The following is a 16053-nucleotide window of genomic DNA, read 5'->3' on the forward strand; positions in this document are numbered from 1 at the left end:
CCAGTCGCTCCACCGGTTTACCCCTCTGATTGTTTTGATGACCAGCCCGTTTGTTTTCATATCATTAGCGGCCCAATGCTGCCAGTGATTTACTTCAGAATAGTCACTTTGAGATTAGCAAAATAACCGCCAACACCCGGCCCGCACCATAATCCGAAACTTGTTTCTTTCCGGGGAATTAATTCGTTCACCACCAGACTCGCTTCGTCAGCATGTTCAACAAAAGCACGAATGGCCGGACGTTTGATTTCGATTTTTGCATGAAACCATGAGTCACCATCAGGTGCAGGCAAAACCGGTTTTTCATACTGCTCAGGCATATCACGGCGTAAATCAAACCATGGATATTCCGGATGTGAAACATACTGAACCGCATGAATTCTTCTGATCGGATCTTCTGCTCTGAAATTAAACGGCCGGAAATAAACTGCATCGTGCGTAATGTCGTCGGTGGCATGAAAAGCCACACCCAGGAAGTTACTCTGTGGTGGTTCACTCTGGCCCAGCGCATCAAATTCCACAATTGCTTCTTCAAACTGAATGGCATCGAAGAGCAATACCCACTTATCTTCTACCTTGAATTCTTTTGCCAAAGGTTGCACTTTCAATGCAGAGTAACCTTTGACGTTTTCTTCCCAGCGCAATAACAGATTAGGATTCTGTTTCACGCCAATCCCTTCTGCCGCCGCTTTTAAATCTACCAAAATAGTTTCACTGGTCATGAATACACTTCCTTCCCACAGTAATAAAAACAGTTCTGAAAAAGATTACTTTGTTACTGCTTATTTTTAAGGGAAATGACGTCGGGATAAATGCAGATTATGAGCCGACAGTGAAAACAGATTGTTTCTAATTAGCCAAATGTCAACAATCCGGACTTAATCACCTTGAATTGATGAGATATTTCAGTTAAACACACCTGAGCGTTTATTTCTGTAATGAAACACCTCCGGTGGTAAATCTATAATGTCTGGTTTTATCTCTACTGATATGTTGAAAGGCGTGGTGCATTTTGTAACCACTGCACAGTCGCAAAGCTTTACTCAGGCAGCCGAGCAACTGGGAATATCAAAATCTGCAGTGGGTAAAAGTATATCTCAGCTGGAACAACGGCTTGGGACAAAACTTTTCCACCGGACAACCCGTAAACTCAGTTTGACCACAGCCGGAGAGGCCTATTTCGAAGGATGTCTCGTTGCTCTGAATACATTGAATTCAGCAGAAGCGACTGTATTACACAGACAAAACGTTCCGAGTGGCAACATCAAGATAGATATGCCCGCCGCCTTCGGCAGAGCGGTGATGATGCCCATCCTGTTAGGGATTGAAGAGCAATTCCCCGAACTGAAACTCACTTTGACGTTTAACGATAAAATTATCGATCCGATTGAAGAAGGCATTGATCTTTGTATACGTTTTGGCGAAGTAAAAGACTCCACCGATCTGGTTGCGAAAAAGCTGGGCTATCAACGACTCGTAATGTGCGCATCACCTGACTATCTGCAACGGTTCGGCACACCCGCCGATCTTGACGATCTGAAAAAACACCGGTGTATCATGGGTTATCGTAAAGGAAGCCCGCTTAGCTGGCTGGTAAAAGATAAACATGGCAACGATGTCCGTTTCAACCCTACCCCTACACACCAGATCAGTGATGGCGATGCCATGATCCAGGCTTGCCTGGCCGGTAGTGGTCTGACACAGTTTCCGGAGTCCTTGCTGACCCAGCATATTAAAGAGGGAAAATTACGCATCGTTCTCAAAGAATGTATTCCCGCACCGATAGAACTTAACGTTATCTGGCCAAAAACGAGACATTTACTTCCGAATGTCCGGTATATCGTCGATGAACTGGCTCGTCAGGCAGAAGACGGGGCATTCAATTAGTAGCATTTTTCTCTACAGTGAATCCACTTATATCGTATTTATTCACTAAAAGTATCCGCTTACGATGTAAACAGCATCCGGTGATGCTATTTCAATAGCCATTTACTGTCTACGTTGAGGATTTTTTTATGCCAGTTGTAAATATTCAGATGTTTGAAGGCCGTTCAGACGAATCAAAACAAAAAATTGCAAAAGATGTTACGGATTCAATTGCTAAACATACTGGTGTTGATCCACAGTATGTTTACGTAATCTTTAATGATGTCGAACTGAAAAACTGGGCTATTTCCGGCGAAGTTTATTCAGAAACGCTTAAGAAAAACAGTTAGTTTCTTACAATAAGGATTTAACAACATGACCGCATCGTTGACATGTCTTGCAACGTTTACCGCAAAAAAAGATTGTGAAAACAAATTAAAGGAAGCGCTGACTGCTTTGGTTGAAGCAACCCGGCAAGAAGCAGGCTGCATCAGTTACACCCTGCATCAGGGGTCTGAAAATCCTTTATTATTCGCAGTAATTGAGCATTATAAAGATAAAGCAGCATTTGATTTTCATAGTGAACAGTCTTATTTGCTGAAGCTCAAAGAAATTCTGCCTGAACTGGTCGATGACTTAGCTATTAATACATATATCAACTGTGCATGATGCCGGTGTGATTAATTTCAGGTAAAACATCGTGATTATATAGAGAAAGCCGTCCACATCCGGACGGCTTTTTACTATTCGCTTATTTTTGCTGCTGAAGAAGCTGATTAATAAACTTCACATCCTCTTCTTTATACATGGACTGCATGGCTGGCTTTACTGAAATATGAAGCTCCGCCGGTACAGAAGGATTATATTTATCCCACTGATTATTATCAGGCAATGTCATACCCTTATTTGGATTGCCGGTTTTGATAAAATTAACCCATGAGGTCTGCATTAGCGATGCAACCTTTTTAGCGTCTGTATCTTTATTTACTTCATCCATAAAATTATGGAAGACGTATTTTATTTCTGAACCGTGAATAACACCTAATCCGGTTGGACGAATCATTGGGTCAACATAGTCAAAATGATACATATACACATCATTCTTTTGAGCCAGAGCATCCGCGTACCGGTACATTCCGCTACGCAACAAGCTTAAAGTAATCACATCATTCATTTGACTGTGAACATTCTTGTCCTTAGTCACAGGGAAACGAGCCATTACCTTCGCAGCATTTTTGCCAAATACACTTCCAACCAGGGCGTTATAATCTGCTTCGGTTGTTGTCGGAGGAATAAACAGACTTCCTTCGTCAGTATTAAAGCCCGCCAGCAGTTTAACCTGATTAATATTCCCTTTTTTAATCTGCTCAACAGGATTAGCTTTATAAACATACCCGTCGGGTAAAGGCCAGAACCCGCCGACTTGCGGCATCCTCAATTCCGGGTAACGCAATTGAGTTGATGCAATTTTTTCTGCAGGAACTTTCCGCAGAGATGACAGGCCTTTTGTATCATCCTTCAGACCAAATTCAGCAAAATATTTAGCTGACTCCATCTTCGCTTTAGCAAAAGAAAGTGCTGTAGAAGGCGCGACCGTGGTTACCATCGGCAATGCCCCACTCTGCATGATGGCCTGATTAAATAAACCCTTGGCCTTCGGTGAGTTGATCAACGTGCTGACTGCAAATGCACCGGCTGATTCACCACCAATTGTCACCCGGGCCGGATCACCGCCAAATGCCTGAATGTTGTCCTGAACCCACTCAAGCGCAGCAATCATATCCAGCAAACCCCAGTTCCCTGTTGTACCGTATTTTTCGAAAGCGGCTTTAGATGGAAGGAAACCCAGTGTTCCAAGGCGATAGTTCAGCGTAACGAGCACGACGCCAGATTTGGCTAGTGACGTTCCTTCGTAAAGTGGCTGCGATCCTGAGCCCATACTGAACCCGCCACCATGGATAAATACATATACCGGCAGCTTTTCATTACTCTGTTCAGCCGGAGCCCAAACGTTCAGAAACAGGCAATCCTCAGAAAAATCACCTTCACCTGGCTGCAAACACATAGAACCGAACCGGGTTGCATCTTTAACGCCTTCCCATGATGGAGTTCTGACTGGCGGCGCAAAACGACGCTCACCAACCGGCGCCTCAGCATAGCGGATACCACGAAAAATCTGGATCCCATCAGCTTCCATACCTTTCAATAAACCAGACTTTGTCTGAAGCGATATTTCTTTCTCGTTATCCCACTTATTGGCATGTATTGGCGCTATAAACTCATTCAGCCAGGTCTGAAAACTGTCCGGAGCTGTCTGAGCCACCGCCGTAGCTGAACATAGTATTGCCGTGGTGAATAAGAGTGTCATGTTCCGGTTGCGCATCACGAAGTCCTGTCATTACGGGATATGAATCCGCTCACTGTAAATCAGACAAAACCAGCGATAAATACGAGAAATGATTCTTCACTTGAAACAAAACGTTTCAAATGCTCCCTATCGAAACCCCATGCATAAAGCCTTATCACACCTTACAAATACGCACAAAACTTACGCGTAATCCTTGACAAAAATCAGAACAGACCAGATATTCACTTACGCGGTCATAAGTGATAGCGCAGGAAAACTTAAGTCTGCTTCCTGCTGTTGTCGGTGCTGATAATGTATGAGGTGAAAATGAATATCTTACTTATTGGTGGTCTGGGGAATATTGGTTCACCGATCACCTGGCAATTGGCAGAAATGGGCCACTCGGTATATGTTCTTGGCAGAAAGAAAATAGAGCAACTACAACCGAACATTATCTATATTTCGGGTAACACAGAAGATTTCAATTTATTACAATCATTACAAGAACAGTACGCTATAGATATTGTTATTAATTTTGCAATTCAAACACTTACGCAAGCGGAAGTGAATATCAATGCATTCGCGAATAGAGTAAAACAATTCATATTTATCAGCACAGTCACTGTTTTAGATCGTGAAAAAAATGTCGTACTCACAGAAGAATCTGAATGTGGCAATCCTTTCAGTACTTATGCGCAGACCAAGCTGAAATGTGAACAGCTTTTTTTGAATGCGTATCACGAGCAGCAGTTCCCGGTGACGATCGTCCGCCCTTCGCAAACCTACAGCAAAGATAAACTTCCCTTAAGTGTCAAAGGGAAAAGCTATTGGTCCGTTATTGACAGAATTCTGAACGATAAACCCGTGATTATTCATGGCGACGGTACCTCAACCTGGGTATCCATGCACAGTAATGACTTTTGCCGTGGATTTATCCCGCTCATTAATCATCCGCAAACTATCGGCGAAATTTATCATTTAACCGGTGATGAAATTCTCACCTGGAATATGATCTATCACGAACTGGCCAGACAACTGAATAAAAACATTAAGATTGTACATATCCCGACTGATTTGCTGGAAAAAAGTAAAAAATACGATTTCAGAATGTCCATCAAGGGTGACAAGCAATATTCCGTTATATTTAATAATCAAAAAATCAAAAAGATATGCCCTGACTTTCAATGTCATATCGCCATGAAAGATGGTATCCGTTTGTATTTAGACTATATGGATAAGCACTCAGACCTGAAGGTCAATGATCCTGAATTTGATCAATGGTGCGATGAGGTTATCGAACGAGGAGTTATCCTGTGAGCTTTAAAACTTTTTTAGTGGGATATGGTGATAATCAGGGTAATGGTCGTGGCCTTTATTCTGTTGATGTAAGTAACAAGAGCATTCAGGCAAAGCTTATATATCCTTGCGAAATGAAACCCGGCGCAATTATCACTACTGACAACAGACTGTATATGTCTTATCTGGGAAATAACAAAGAACCGGGTATTCTGACTTTCTCCCTCGATGAAGCATTCAATCTGACCTTTTTGAATAAACAGACTATTCCGTTTTTTATTACATCATTTGGTCGTATTAATCATACGGATCATCTGCTCGGTTCGTCATTTTATGATGGTGTCGATGTGGTTTTTGAAACTGCAGATGAAATTCAGATAAAAAGTGTCGATAAACATCTTTATCGCCCGAGAAGCGCTGACATACGTCAGACAGATACACACCCGCACCATATATGCGCAATGCGTGATGGACTACATGCTTACTCGGTGGATATGGGGATTGATTTCGTCAGTTTTTATTCGATAAAGAATAATGAACTTCATCTTATCAAGGATGTTTTCATCGATTGCCCGCTGGGCTCTGGCCCAAGAATCATGCGGATCAGCCCTGATAACAGATTTGCCTATTTATTACATGAGATATCAAACAGCGTCGCTGTATATGCCCTGCGTGACTTTGGAATCGATGAAATTCAAAGAATATCAACGCTGGATGGTAATACAGTGATTATAAATAGTGCCGCCGGCTGTGCAATGACGGCGGATGGCGAATATCTGCTGATTACCAACCGGGGAGAAAATACGTTAGTGCTGTTCAAAATCAACTCCGCGACCGGTACCTTAACGGTATGTGACCGGATTCGGACCGGCTTAACCCCAAGAGATCTTTATATCAACGATCATCAAATCATTGTTGCCGCTCAGGCATCGGATTGCTTACAACTATTCGAAATTGATACCAGCCAACACCGGTTAAAATTATTAAACGAAGTGGCTGGTGTTTCTGCACCGGTTGGCTTTCTTAATTAAAGTGACAGTTGGCATCAGAAATCTGCCGGTGCCGACTCGTCAGTTACAACGATAAGTTCAACCTCATTCGCTTCGATTAGCTTTAAGATATTAGCTGGCGGCATTTTATCCGTAATAACATAATCGATATCAGACCACTGGCATGATTGATACATAAGCTGAGTATTAAATTTTGAGAAGGTAGCGATACAAATAACCAGCTTCGATTGCTGAGCCATCGCCATTTTAAGTAATGCATCCAATTCTGTATCAGTTGTAATGCCTGCTTCTGACAATGCACTCACACCGATAAATGTTTTATCAGCCTGATATCGTTTAATTTGTTCAATGGTGATGTTACCTAAAATCGTATGAGAGAACTCATCAAATGTCCCACCCAAAACGCATTTTTTTATATTTTCTTTTCCGCTTATTTCATTCAGAACTTCGAGAGAATTGGTAATGATATTGGTTGGTGTCTGTAAATGATGTGCCAGTGCAGCCGTGGTGGTACCCGCATCAAGAAATATAATGTCATTCTCATTAATAATCGTCAAAGCGCGGCGGGCCAGTACCTCTTTGACCGGATTAAATTCATTTCGCTGGTTATACGACAGACTCACTCGTTTTTCTGAAAGAATAGCTCCGCCACGGATCCGGATAATACCGGGGATCTTCGTCAGTTTGACTAAATCCCTGCGGGCAGAGTCATACGAGATCTGATACTGCTGGCAAATATATTCAAGTGTTACTTTTCCCTGACTCCGGACAAGTTCTTCTAATTCAATTAAGCGTTCTTCCTGAGTCATAGATTCATCCCGCTGAGTCATATCTGATATGAAAAGTATCAATTATTTTGCCTTACATTAACTTATTTTCGCATCAGGTTCACCCAAACACATCATCTTTTGCCTGATAAAAGCATAAATGATTCAAATAAAGCCAAAAAATACACTCAAATGAATCTATACAGAGCATTGCACGCACAAAAACTTATCAAGCATCACAAACACGCATATTTCACGTACAATCACTTGACAAAAACACGCGCAAACCGGATATTTACTTAAGTGTTCATAAGCAATCATTTAAGGGAAATTAATTATGCGTCTTGGTATTGTCGGTGCAGGTAATATTGTCAAATGGTGCCTTGAAGCGCTTACGATGACAGAAAATGTGTGTTGTGAGGCCATTTGCGTACTCGAAAGCGATCTGGAACTTGCGAAAAGTTATCAGAGTAAATTCGCCATCAATAAGATTTATACCGACTTTAATTTGTTCCTCGCCGATCCGGCCATCGACTTTGTCTATCTGGGTATTCCGAATAAATTGCATTTTTCTTACGCATGGAAAGCACTTCAGGAAAATAAAAATGTGATCAGCGAAAAGCCGTTTACATCCAATTATGATGAAGCTTTGCAGCTGACCAATTTAGCCAAAGATAAAAAACTGTTTCTATTTGAAGCCATCACAACCATTTATGCGCCGAACGTTCTTCTTATAAAAGAACACTTATCCAGGATCGGGCAAATTAAACTGGTGCAAAGTAACTATTCACAGTTTTCCAGCCGCTATAACCAGTATCTGGCAGGTCAGGTTCACCCTGCATTTGATCCGGCAATGTCGGGTGGCTCACTATATGACATTAATATCTACAACATCCATCTTTCATGCTTCTTGTTCGGCATGCCGGAGAAAATTGAATATTTCTGCAATAAAGGCTTTAACGGAATTGATACATCCGGTGTGGTAGTCATGCAATATCCTGATTTTATTTCAGTCTGTACTGGTGCAAAAGATTCTGCGAGCCCAAGTCAGACAATCATTCAGGGGGTTAATGGATACCTTAAATTAGCCAGCTCGCCTAATATTGCCCGTTCAGTTGAAATAGTGGTTGATGGTGATACAAAAACACTCAATGAGAACGAATTTGATAACCATATGGTTTATGAAATGAAAGCATTCAACGATATGTTTTCAAGACAAGCCTATAATGAGTGTTACAGGAATTTAGAACACTCCTTGTCAGTTATGAAAATTCTTACTGATGCCAGAAACAAGGCCGGAATAGTTTTTAGCTGAACTCGACCTGACACTTAAATATCGCTAATCAAATAAATGGAAGGACATAAATGACAGCGAATAAACTTCTCACAATTGGTTATATTGGAAATGGGAATATTCACATAATTCACAACGGCAGAGGTCGATCCTGAACGACATTTTTCATGACCAGAGTAGATATCAGGCGCTGAACACTCGGCAGAGAGGAAAGTTGTTCATCGTAAAGCTGCTGGAAGGCCGATAAATCACGGGATACGACCTGAAGAAGGTAGTCCGGATCGCCGAAAAGCCGTTGCGCCTGAATGACCTGAGGCACTTCCATCACCGCAGTTTCAAAAGCTTCGACCGCCTGACGGTCACCTTCTTTGAGCGTGACAAAAACCAGCGCTGAAAAATTAAAGCCAAGATTACCCGGATCAAGCTGCGCCTTGTAGCCTCTGATCACTCCGGATTGCTCCAGTGCCCGTACCCGGCGATGACAGGGCGAAAGACTGAGCCCAATGCGATCCGCTAACTCAGTGACAGATAAACGCCCGTCAGACTGCAGTTCAGCAAGGATCTTGCGGTCAATGTTATCCATTTAGAAAATTCTCCCTGCTTTAGCAGTTTATAAGCAAGCATTTGAAAGCACATTCTAATGTCTTAGGAATATTATTTCCAATATCAACCGAAGATTGGAAGTTCCTTCTTCATAGTCAAAGAATTGCAAGAGGTAAAAAATATGGCGGTCAGCTTATTCGCTGCATTCTGGGCGGTTTCAATCCTGTTTGTGATCACGCCAGGCATGGATTGGGCCTACGCGATCTCGGCCGGTATGCACGGCCGTGTGGTGATACCTGCGGTATCCGGATTGTTGCTGGGACACTTTATCGCGATATTAATTGTAGCTGCCGGTATCGGTGCTCTTGTTGCAGGGAATCCCATCGCCCTTACGGTGTTGACCGTCATTGGTGCCGCTTATTTGTTGTGGCTTGGTATCAATATGTTCATTCATCCATCTGTACCAAACGCCGGAGAAATTCAGGAAACCAGCTCATGGCGTCGCTGGACTATAAAGGGGGCTTGCGTGAGTGGTCTGAACCCCAAAGTATTCCTGTTGTTTCTTGCGTTGTTGCCTCAGTTCACCGATCCGACGGGTTCATGGTCGATCCCTGTTCAGATCATTTCACTCGGCCTGATTCATTTATTCAGCTGTGGTGTGGTTTATTTTCTGGTGGGTTTCAGCTCGCAAACGATATTACGCACCCGCCCAAGAGCCGCCCAGATCGTCAGTCAGATATCCGGTATCGCGATGGTGGTAATCGCCCTGCTTTTATTTGCAGAGCAGATGCTGTAAGAGACTATTTTGTTTTACCCTATGGTTTTCCGACTACAAATACGACTCAGTGAGGTGATAAAAATAAGCAATAAAGCCCCACTGGTATACAACCATAGCGATGAACTAAAGGTAAACCCCTTTAATACCCAGAGTAATGGCATAAATAGCAATAAATACCCAACTGTAGCCACATGTTCAGCAATGGTATTTACTATGGATTTAATTATATAGGCTGTAAATATTAAGCCGACAACAACAAGTGTGAACTCAAACCAGAAATATGGCCATTTCGGAAACGATTCCAGAATGGCCGTTATATTAAAAGTGGCTTTGTTCATATATAAAGAAAATATTACCGCACTTAATGAAAGAAAACAGATTATCCAACTGCGACCCGAATTGGTCTCCCTTTCCTCGGCGAGTTCATCTTCCAGTTCAGATTCTTCGCTGTCGTTCTCTTCCTCCTGATAGTCGCGTGCCTCAACCGGAACACCACAGATCAGGTCTAACTGTTCCAGAAATGATTTCGAGTAGTTACTCTCATCAAAGCTACCCGAGATCATGCCTCTTAGTACTGAATTCAAATAGTCACGTTCTTCATCATCAGCGGTCCATAAAACATTCAATACCACAGACATGTCTAAGTCATCGTAATCGGTATCAGTCACCTGATTAATGACACGAATTAACTCTTGTTTTCTATGTAACCAAATATCAGCCATGACTATCCATTCGTTCTGCGTCTAATCAGGCGATTTTACCCTATTTGAGATTTATGTGCGTTTTCCTTCAATTAAGAAAAAATAACCTGCACGTCTTTCGGTTCTGCATGATACGGCGCGGACGTCACCAGTAAACCCGCACCTGCGGCAACATAGTCCGCTGCATTTTTTGCATTAACGCCCCCTGCTGCTGCAAGAATCACAGGCAGCTGATTTTCCCGGCAGAATGCAGCGCAGGCGCGTACATCTTCCAGCGAGAATTTATCCATTTGCAAGACTTCTGCACCTGCTTTGGCCCACAGTCTGGCATCGTCCAGATCATGCACTTCGACAACACGACGATGTTCCGGTGCCTGGGTTTTCAATCGCTGCAAAATAGCGGCTGGTGTCTCTGCCAAAAATTGCCGGTGTTCCGCAAACAGCAAAATGCTTTCTGATAAGCCCAGCCGATGAATGACACCGCCACCCGCTTTCACCGCTTTGACCGATAGCGCTTTCGTACCCGGAGTCTGTTTTCGGGTACAGGCAACCGGAACAGAACCAGCGGCGTCAACCAGAGCACGAGTTGCACTGGCAACCCCACTCGCCCATTCCACCAGTATCTGTGTCACTTTCCAGACTGCAAATAACGCATCGGTATGGCCTGTCGCTTTCAGCAACACAGAACCTTTCGTTACCGAATGACCCGATGAAACCAGCAGTTCGCTCGTTGCACCACACAATTCAAACAGCCGGGCCGCTTCTTCGACACAACAGACCGTCATGTCCTGCCGGGCGGCAAAAGTGATCTGAACCGGTTTATCTGCTGTAAGCAGCAGTTCGGTAGTCAAGTCTCCAAATGGCACATCGTCGTGTAATAACTTCAACAATTGCTCATCGGTAAGCACACAGCGCATCACAAAATCCTTTTGATAATGAAGACCACCCTGAAAGTAATATCAAGAAAGGTGCCAACATCTATGAACAGAGTAAACGATTCACAGTTCCTATATGCATACCGGCGTATAGCTGCGACACGGCACTATCCCGCAGATTTTCATGCATCGTCACAATGACATCATCACCAGTGCAATGTCCGGCATAGATGAAATCAGGCTTGAGTTTTTTTAAATAAATAAGGGTCTGTTCAATCCGTTCAGGAGATACATGGAGCAGATGGAGTCCGCCAATGATGCCCGCAACACGAGACTCCCCGGCAAGATGACGGATATATTCGATCGTATTCACGACACCGGCATGACAACAGCCCAGAATAATCACCAGACCCTGCGGTGTATTAATCCATAAGGCCTGATCATCCGGGATGGCGTCATTAAACTGGCCTGCTTCATCAATATAAAATGGCCCGCCTGTGTCTTCAAATAAACTGGTTCGCGGGATTTTGCCGGTAACACCTACGTTGTTGCTCAGCATAGAAGATACTGACTGACAGCGTAGCCGTATCGGAGATAATTGCTGTAACGCGGCCTGAACACTGAATGGCATGCTGATACGTCTTACAGGCAGATCGGGATGACGGCTGTATCGTTCAGATAAGACAAAGGGATGTGCAATGAGCGGGCAGTGTTCATTCAAGTGCAGCACCTGGGCGATCCCACCAGTATGATCAAAGTGACCATGGCTCAGTACCAGATAAGTGATATCAGCCAGATCAATACCCAGTCTAGTCGCATTGTGGATCAATGTTTCGCCGCTGCCGGTATCAAACAGAATATTGTTTTTATCCGCACGAAGCACAAATGCCAGACCATGTTCAGGGAGTAACCCCTCTGCTGCATGGTTATCGCAGATAACAGTCAACTCAAACAGACAACTCACGATGGATCACTCCCCCTTTAGGTTGAATGAACTTACCTGTCGCTTTCACACAAACTTGCTTTGCCACTGACAGGGTGGCTTCCAGTAAATAAATACCGCGTCGCTGACTAATTAAACGACCCATGATCTGCACCGAATCACCAACTAAAACCGGCGTATGAAAACGCACATTCAGTTCCGCAGTCAGCGCTTCAATCCCTTTTGATAACAGGCAATGCGTCATCGCGGCGTCCAGCAACGTACTGGCAATGCCGCCGTGTAATAAGTTGGTATATCCCTGATGCTTTTTATTTACCCGATAATCAGCAGCAACTTCATTTTCTGCCACATGGATAAACCTGAGTTGCAGTGAATGTGGATTTTGATCGCCATCGCTACATACAACACAATTTGCATGGCTTTGCAGACATGCCTGATAAGTTTTCATGTTGTTCCTGCTTTAGATCAGGAAGGAATGAACCTTCCTGATCACAGATAAATTATTCGGCTGAAACTTTCTCAACAGCTAACGTAATTGATCTTATGGGGATTAATGGCAGCAGCGGCCCCGACCTTGTCCATGATGGGCCATTTGTCCCTCGTGACGGTTCTGGCAGCAACGACCTTCGCCGTGATGATGTTCCTGATCAGATGTTTTGTTTTCACCACAACATTGATCATGATGCTCATGTTCGTCATGGTTACAGCCACAACCGCCATTGGCTTGTTTGGCTTCATGGTTCAGTGACTGACGCCCTTGTGAGGCATTGGTCAGTTGCGTCAACTTATTCGCCTGTTCACTCACTAATTCTTTAGCATCCTGACGGCCACAGCTGGTCTGATATACAGCAAACTGACTATCCAGTAATTTGCCAAGAATACGTTCCCCAATATTGCGAACAATCACTCGCTGCACATTCTCCGCTTGTAGCAGCGTCAATAATTCGCTTTTACCAGAACAATTTGCATTCAATGCCGGGTTAGCTTTACGAGATATCACATCACCGTTTTCATTGATAAAGACAAAGCTATCAGCTTTAGTGAAATGACTGGCAACACGATCTTCTTTCATTGGAATGGCAGTAATCATCGGACATGACTCCTTTATTAATACGACTGAGTGGTCTTTCCCGAACCTGGCAAATTCCTGCAATTTTCCGTGGCGAGTTCTGACCTGATGTAGCCAATTACTGCTATTCCCTGACGCGACATTGCCTTTCAAACCATTCACATCCAAAAATCTGGAGCAGCAATAACTGGCATATGCCAAATATAGTGTCATTAATTGGCATATGCAACATATGAATTTGAGAAATACCAGGATCTCTAATCTGAATGATGCATCATCAATGCTTTGCCATGCGCTAAACAATCGACCACTTTGCATCGCGCGGCTTTAACAAGATTAGCCAATGTCTGGCGGGACACGCCCATCACAACAGCAGCGTCCTGTTGCAGCATTCCTTGCAAATCAACTAAGCGTAAAGCTTCAAATTCATCCGGAGCCAATTCAACCCGTTCCAATTCAGTCATTGGAATACCATTCGGTTTAAAACAGCTATCTGCTGGTTTACCACAAATATTACGCGGGATTTTAGGTCGTCCCATAAGCACTCCTTTATAGCATATGCAATAAATTTACCCTATTGAACAAGAAACGATGACGCAAAACAAGCGCAGATGAAGCGCTGGTTCATTCCATTGATCCAGCCTTTAAAAGCAGAGCCCCTTTTACAGGGCTCATTTGTAGATATGAAAATGCTATGGATATGACTGAAGTGAATTAGATCAGGATGGCACTGGCAAAGCTAAATTATCATCAGCCAGTTTTCCCATCCGGTTGTACATGGAGTGGGCCGCGTCAATAATTTGCATAGCGATGGCGGCACCACTGCCCTCACCTAAACGCATATCCAGCTGCAGGAACGGTTTTAGATCCATATGCGCCAAGGCAACACAAGAGCCTTTTTCTGCGGATAAATGAGAAGGCAGCAGATAGTGCCAGACTTGGGGTGCAATACGACAGGCAACCAGTGCACAGGCGTAGGAGAGAAAACCATCCAGCACAATAGGCACTCCCGCTGCAGCGCCACCCAGCATCACACCGGTCATACCAACCAGATCAAAGCCGCCCACTTTAGCCAGAACATCCAGACCATCATTGGGATCAGGCCGGTTACAGGCGATAGCTTGTTCAACCACGGCTATTTTATGATGTAAACGATCGCTGGGAAAATTGGCGCCGAGCCCGACAACCTGCTCTGGTTTCGTGCCGGTCAGTACACTGACCATCGCAGCAGCGGGCGTCGTATTCCCGATACCCAATTCCCCGACACCCAGTATGGCGACACCATTAGCAACCTGCGCCATGGCCAGATTTGCGCTGGCAAGCAGGAGCTGTTCCGCCTGTTCACGCGTCATCGCCGGTTCTTTGGCAATATTGCCGCATCCCCGCGCGACTTTCATATTCAGGACACCCGGCAGCGGATCGCAGTCGATACCCACATCAACGATATTCACTTCAACACCGGCGGCGTGAGCCAGAGCGCAAACCCCGGTTAATCCCCGGGTCATATTGAAGGCCTGAATCGCCGTGACATTTTTCGGTGTGACCGCAATTCCTTCATCAAATACACCATGATCAGCTGCCATCACAATGATCTGTTTGCGCCCGGTTTTCAGCTCCGGAGTCCGGTAAATACCAGCCAATTGAGTGACGATATCTTCCAGACGCCCCAGGCTGCCGAGCGGTTTTAATAATCCGTCTGTCTGGTGTTTAGCCTGTTTCATTGCATCTTGATCGAGCGGCTTTATCTGATCAATCAATTGACCCAGAGTATGCATATTGCTACCTCGCTTTATTGGACGATTCATGCTCAATTCGCTGCCTACAGCAGCGTCAGGATAAAAAACAACTCAAACAGTTCATTGCCGCCACCCAGCGTATCGCCGGTCTGACCACCCAGACGATGATGAATAAAACGCTGATAACAATATGAAAATAAAAGTGTTAACAGAAAAGCGATACTCGCCTGTCCCTGTCCGAGCAAGGTGACTAACACCAGCCCCAGCAATAAAGTCAGCATGGTTCGCTTGCCGGATACCTTGCCGATAAAGACATTCCCTAACCCGCTTTCACGGGCATACGGCTGGCGGTACATCAGCACGACCATCAGCGCACGACTGGCAACCGGCGCCGCCCATAACAGGAATGGTGCTAACGCCTGCGATACAGAAGCTAAGTGCGCAACAGCCAGCACACGGAACAGAATGATAAAGATAAGTGCCAGCCCGCCGTTCGTACCCAGCCGGCTGTCGCGCATGATTTCGAGCATGCGTTCCCGTTTGCGGGCCGAGAAAATGCCATCACAGGTGTCCGCCAAACCATCGAGGTGAAACGCACCGGTGATTAATGCTAATGCCAGCACATAACAGGCGGAGGCCAGATAGACATCTGACCAGAGCAAGGCTGCGGAATACACGGCTGTTGCCACGGCACCAACAACAAAACCAACCAGCGGAAACCAGATAATACCTTCAACGGAACGGTTAAAATCCAGGTCTTTGGTCCAGGATTCCGGCACCGGAATACGGGTCATAAATTGCAGCATCGCCAGAAAGAGTTTCATATTG

The 16053-nt window shown here is 44.5% G+C and carries 19 protein-coding genes; 7 read left to right on the top strand and 12 right to left on the bottom strand.

The window, feature by feature from the left end; genetic code table 11:
- Positions 1-89: 89 nt before the first annotated feature.
- On the bottom strand, positions 90-722 hold the full coding sequence (locus tag TOLA_RS16350; protein WP_015878726.1) for a hypothetical protein: 633 nt from the start codon (positions 720-722) through the stop codon (positions 90-92).
- A gap of 244 nt (positions 723-966) precedes the next feature.
- Here TOLA_RS16350 and TOLA_RS08375 point away from each other — a divergent pair, with 244 nt between their 5' ends.
- The 3 genes from TOLA_RS08375 to TOLA_RS08385 all read left to right on the top strand — a co-directional run bounded on the left by TOLA_RS08375 (position 967) and on the right by TOLA_RS08385 (position 2535).
- Positions 967-1887, top strand: a complete 921-nt coding sequence (locus TOLA_RS08375; protein ID WP_015878727.1) for a LysR family transcriptional regulator — start codon at positions 967-969, stop codon at positions 1885-1887.
- A 128-nt stretch (positions 1888-2015) separates the two neighbouring features.
- The gene (locus TOLA_RS08380) at positions 2016-2216 is read left to right on the top strand and encodes a 2-hydroxymuconate tautomerase (protein ID WP_015878728.1); all 201 of its coding nucleotides are present in this window, start codon (positions 2016-2018) and stop codon (positions 2214-2216) included.
- Positions 2217-2241: 25 nt separating this feature from the next.
- A complete protein-coding gene (locus TOLA_RS08385) occupies positions 2242-2535 on the top strand; it encodes a putative quinol monooxygenase (RefSeq protein ID WP_015878729.1) in 294 nt (97 codons plus the stop codon).
- A gap of 82 nt (positions 2536-2617) precedes the next feature.
- Here TOLA_RS08385 and TOLA_RS08390 read toward each other — a convergent pair whose 3' ends face one another.
- Positions 2618-4189, bottom strand: a complete 1572-nt coding sequence (locus tag TOLA_RS08390) for a carboxylesterase/lipase family protein (protein ID WP_041609797.1) — start codon at positions 4187-4189, stop codon at positions 2618-2620.
- Positions 4190-4540: 351 nt separating this feature from the next.
- On the opposite strand from TOLA_RS08390, the gene TOLA_RS08395 reads away from it, so the two are divergent.
- Together TOLA_RS08395 and TOLA_RS08400 are read left to right on the top strand one after the other, a co-directional pair.
- Positions 4541-5530, top strand: a complete 990-nt coding sequence (locus TOLA_RS08395; protein WP_015878731.1) for an NAD-dependent epimerase/dehydratase family protein — start codon at positions 4541-4543, stop codon at positions 5528-5530.
- The gene (locus TOLA_RS08400; RefSeq protein ID WP_015878732.1) at positions 5527-6540 is read left to right on the top strand and encodes a lactonase family protein; all 1014 of its coding nucleotides are present in this window, start codon (positions 5527-5529) and stop codon (positions 6538-6540) included. The genes TOLA_RS08395 and TOLA_RS08400 overlap by 4 nt, the downstream gene beginning before the upstream one ends.
- 14 nt (positions 6541-6554) lie before the next feature.
- Here TOLA_RS08400 and TOLA_RS08405 read toward each other — a convergent pair whose 3' ends face one another.
- Complete coding sequence (locus tag TOLA_RS08405; RefSeq protein WP_015878733.1) at positions 6555-7328, bottom strand: DeoR/GlpR family DNA-binding transcription regulator; 774 nt, start codon at positions 7326-7328, stop codon at positions 6555-6557.
- Positions 7329-7623: 295 nt separating this feature from the next.
- On the opposite strand from TOLA_RS08405, the gene TOLA_RS08410 reads away from it, so the two are divergent.
- Positions 7624-8601, top strand: a complete 978-nt coding sequence (locus tag TOLA_RS08410) for a Gfo/Idh/MocA family protein (protein WP_015878734.1) — start codon at positions 7624-7626, stop codon at positions 8599-8601.
- Between the two features lie 109 nt (positions 8602-8710).
- Here TOLA_RS08410 and TOLA_RS08415 read toward each other — a convergent pair whose 3' ends face one another.
- Positions 8711-9163, bottom strand: a complete 453-nt coding sequence (locus tag TOLA_RS08415) for an Lrp/AsnC family transcriptional regulator (RefSeq protein WP_015878735.1) — start codon at positions 9161-9163, stop codon at positions 8711-8713.
- Between the two features lie 141 nt (positions 9164-9304).
- Between TOLA_RS08415 and TOLA_RS08420 the strand changes: the two genes are divergently transcribed.
- Positions 9305-9919 carry a LysE family translocator gene (locus TOLA_RS08420; protein ID WP_015878736.1) on the top strand — a complete coding sequence of 205 codons (615 nt, stop codon included), beginning with the start codon at positions 9305-9307 and terminating at the stop codon, positions 9917-9919.
- Positions 9920-9933: 14 nt separating this feature from the next.
- Here the strand turns inward: TOLA_RS08420 and TOLA_RS08425 are convergent, their stop codons facing one another.
- The 8 genes from TOLA_RS08425 to cobS all read right to left on the bottom strand — a co-directional run bounded on the left by TOLA_RS08425 (position 9934) and on the right by cobS (position 16049).
- Positions 9934-10623, bottom strand: a complete 690-nt coding sequence (locus TOLA_RS08425) for a hypothetical protein (RefSeq protein WP_015878737.1) — start codon at positions 10621-10623, stop codon at positions 9934-9936.
- A gap of 71 nt (positions 10624-10694) precedes the next feature.
- On the bottom strand, positions 10695-11519 hold the full coding sequence (modD, locus tag TOLA_RS08430; protein WP_015878738.1) for a ModD protein: 825 nt from the start codon (positions 11517-11519) through the stop codon (positions 10695-10697).
- A gap of 61 nt (positions 11520-11580) precedes the next feature.
- Positions 11581-12441, bottom strand: a complete 861-nt coding sequence (locus tag TOLA_RS08435) for an MBL fold metallo-hydrolase (protein WP_015878739.1) — start codon at positions 12439-12441, stop codon at positions 11581-11583.
- Complete coding sequence (locus tag TOLA_RS08440; RefSeq protein WP_015878740.1) at positions 12425-12868, bottom strand: PaaI family thioesterase; 444 nt, start codon at positions 12866-12868, stop codon at positions 12425-12427. The genes TOLA_RS08435 and TOLA_RS08440 overlap by 17 nt, the downstream gene beginning before the upstream one ends.
- Before the next feature lie 102 nt (positions 12869-12970).
- Entirely contained in the window at positions 12971-13510 is a 540-nt protein-coding gene (locus TOLA_RS08445) for a NifB/NifX family molybdenum-iron cluster-binding protein (protein ID WP_015878741.1), read from the bottom strand.
- 236 nt (positions 13511-13746) lie between these two features.
- Complete coding sequence (locus TOLA_RS08450; RefSeq protein ID WP_015878742.1) at positions 13747-14028, bottom strand: DUF134 domain-containing protein; 282 nt, start codon at positions 14026-14028, stop codon at positions 13747-13749.
- Between the two features lie 180 nt (positions 14029-14208).
- Positions 14209-15264 carry a nicotinate-nucleotide--dimethylbenzimidazole phosphoribosyltransferase gene (gene cobT, locus TOLA_RS08455; RefSeq protein WP_015878743.1) on the bottom strand — a complete coding sequence of 352 codons (1056 nt, stop codon included), beginning with the start codon at positions 15262-15264 and terminating at the stop codon, positions 14209-14211.
- Between the two features lie 44 nt (positions 15265-15308).
- On the bottom strand, positions 15309-16049 hold the full coding sequence (cobS, locus tag TOLA_RS08460) for an adenosylcobinamide-GDP ribazoletransferase (protein ID WP_015878744.1): 741 nt from the start codon (positions 16047-16049) through the stop codon (positions 15309-15311).
- Between the last annotated feature and the right edge of the window lie 4 nt (positions 16050-16053).

The sequence above is a fragment of the Tolumonas auensis DSM 9187 genome, from assembly GCF_000023065.1.
In the GTDB taxonomy this organism is placed as follows: Bacteria; Pseudomonadota; Gammaproteobacteria; order Enterobacterales; family Aeromonadaceae; genus Tolumonas; species Tolumonas auensis.

What these genes read in the sequence shown, in the direction of transcription:
- TOLA_RS16350 (WP_015878726.1), bottom strand. Translation starts at nt 722, where the DNA reads ATGACCAGTGAAACTATTTTGGTAGATTTAAAAGCGGCGGCAGAAGGG.
- TOLA_RS08375 (WP_015878727.1), top strand. Translation starts at nt 967, where the DNA reads ATGTCTGGTTTTATCTCTACTGATATGTTGAAAGGCGTGGTGCATTTT.
- TOLA_RS08380 (WP_015878728.1), top strand. Translation starts at nt 2,016, where the DNA reads ATGCCAGTTGTAAATATTCAGATGTTTGAAGGCCGTTCAGACGAATCA.
- TOLA_RS08385 (WP_015878729.1), top strand. Translation starts at nt 2,242, where the DNA reads ATGACCGCATCGTTGACATGTCTTGCAACGTTTACCGCAAAAAAAGAT.
- TOLA_RS08395 (WP_015878731.1), top strand. Translation starts at nt 4,541, where the DNA reads ATGAATATCTTACTTATTGGTGGTCTGGGGAATATTGGTTCACCGATC.
- TOLA_RS08405 (WP_015878733.1), bottom strand. Translation starts at nt 7,328, where the DNA reads ATGACTCAGGAAGAACGCTTAATTGAATTAGAAGAACTTGTCCGGAGT.
- TOLA_RS08410 (WP_015878734.1), top strand. Translation starts at nt 7,624, where the DNA reads ATGCGTCTTGGTATTGTCGGTGCAGGTAATATTGTCAAATGGTGCCTT.
- TOLA_RS08415 (WP_015878735.1), bottom strand. Translation starts at nt 9,163, where the DNA reads ATGGATAACATTGACCGCAAGATCCTTGCTGAACTGCAGTCTGACGGG.
- TOLA_RS08420 (WP_015878736.1), top strand. Translation starts at nt 9,305, where the DNA reads ATGGCGGTCAGCTTATTCGCTGCATTCTGGGCGGTTTCAATCCTGTTT.
- TOLA_RS08425 (WP_015878737.1), bottom strand. Translation starts at nt 10,623, where the DNA reads ATGGCTGATATTTGGTTACATAGAAAACAAGAGTTAATTCGTGTCATT.
- modD (WP_015878738.1), bottom strand. Translation starts at nt 11,519, where the DNA reads ATGCGCTGTGTGCTTACCGATGAGCAATTGTTGAAGTTATTACACGAC.
- TOLA_RS08440 (WP_015878740.1), bottom strand. Translation starts at nt 12,868, where the DNA reads ATGAAAACTTATCAGGCATGTCTGCAAAGCCATGCAAATTGTGTTGTA.
- TOLA_RS08445 (WP_015878741.1), bottom strand. Translation starts at nt 13,510, where the DNA reads ATGATTACTGCCATTCCAATGAAAGAAGATCGTGTTGCCAGTCATTTC.
- TOLA_RS08450 (WP_015878742.1), bottom strand. Translation starts at nt 14,028, where the DNA reads ATGGGACGACCTAAAATCCCGCGTAATATTTGTGGTAAACCAGCAGAT.
- cobT (WP_015878743.1), bottom strand. Translation starts at nt 15,264, where the DNA reads ATGCATACTCTGGGTCAATTGATTGATCAGATAAAGCCGCTCGATCAA.
- cobS (WP_015878744.1), bottom strand. Translation starts at nt 16,049, where the DNA reads ATGAAACTCTTTCTGGCGATGCTGCAATTTATGACCCGTATTCCGGTG.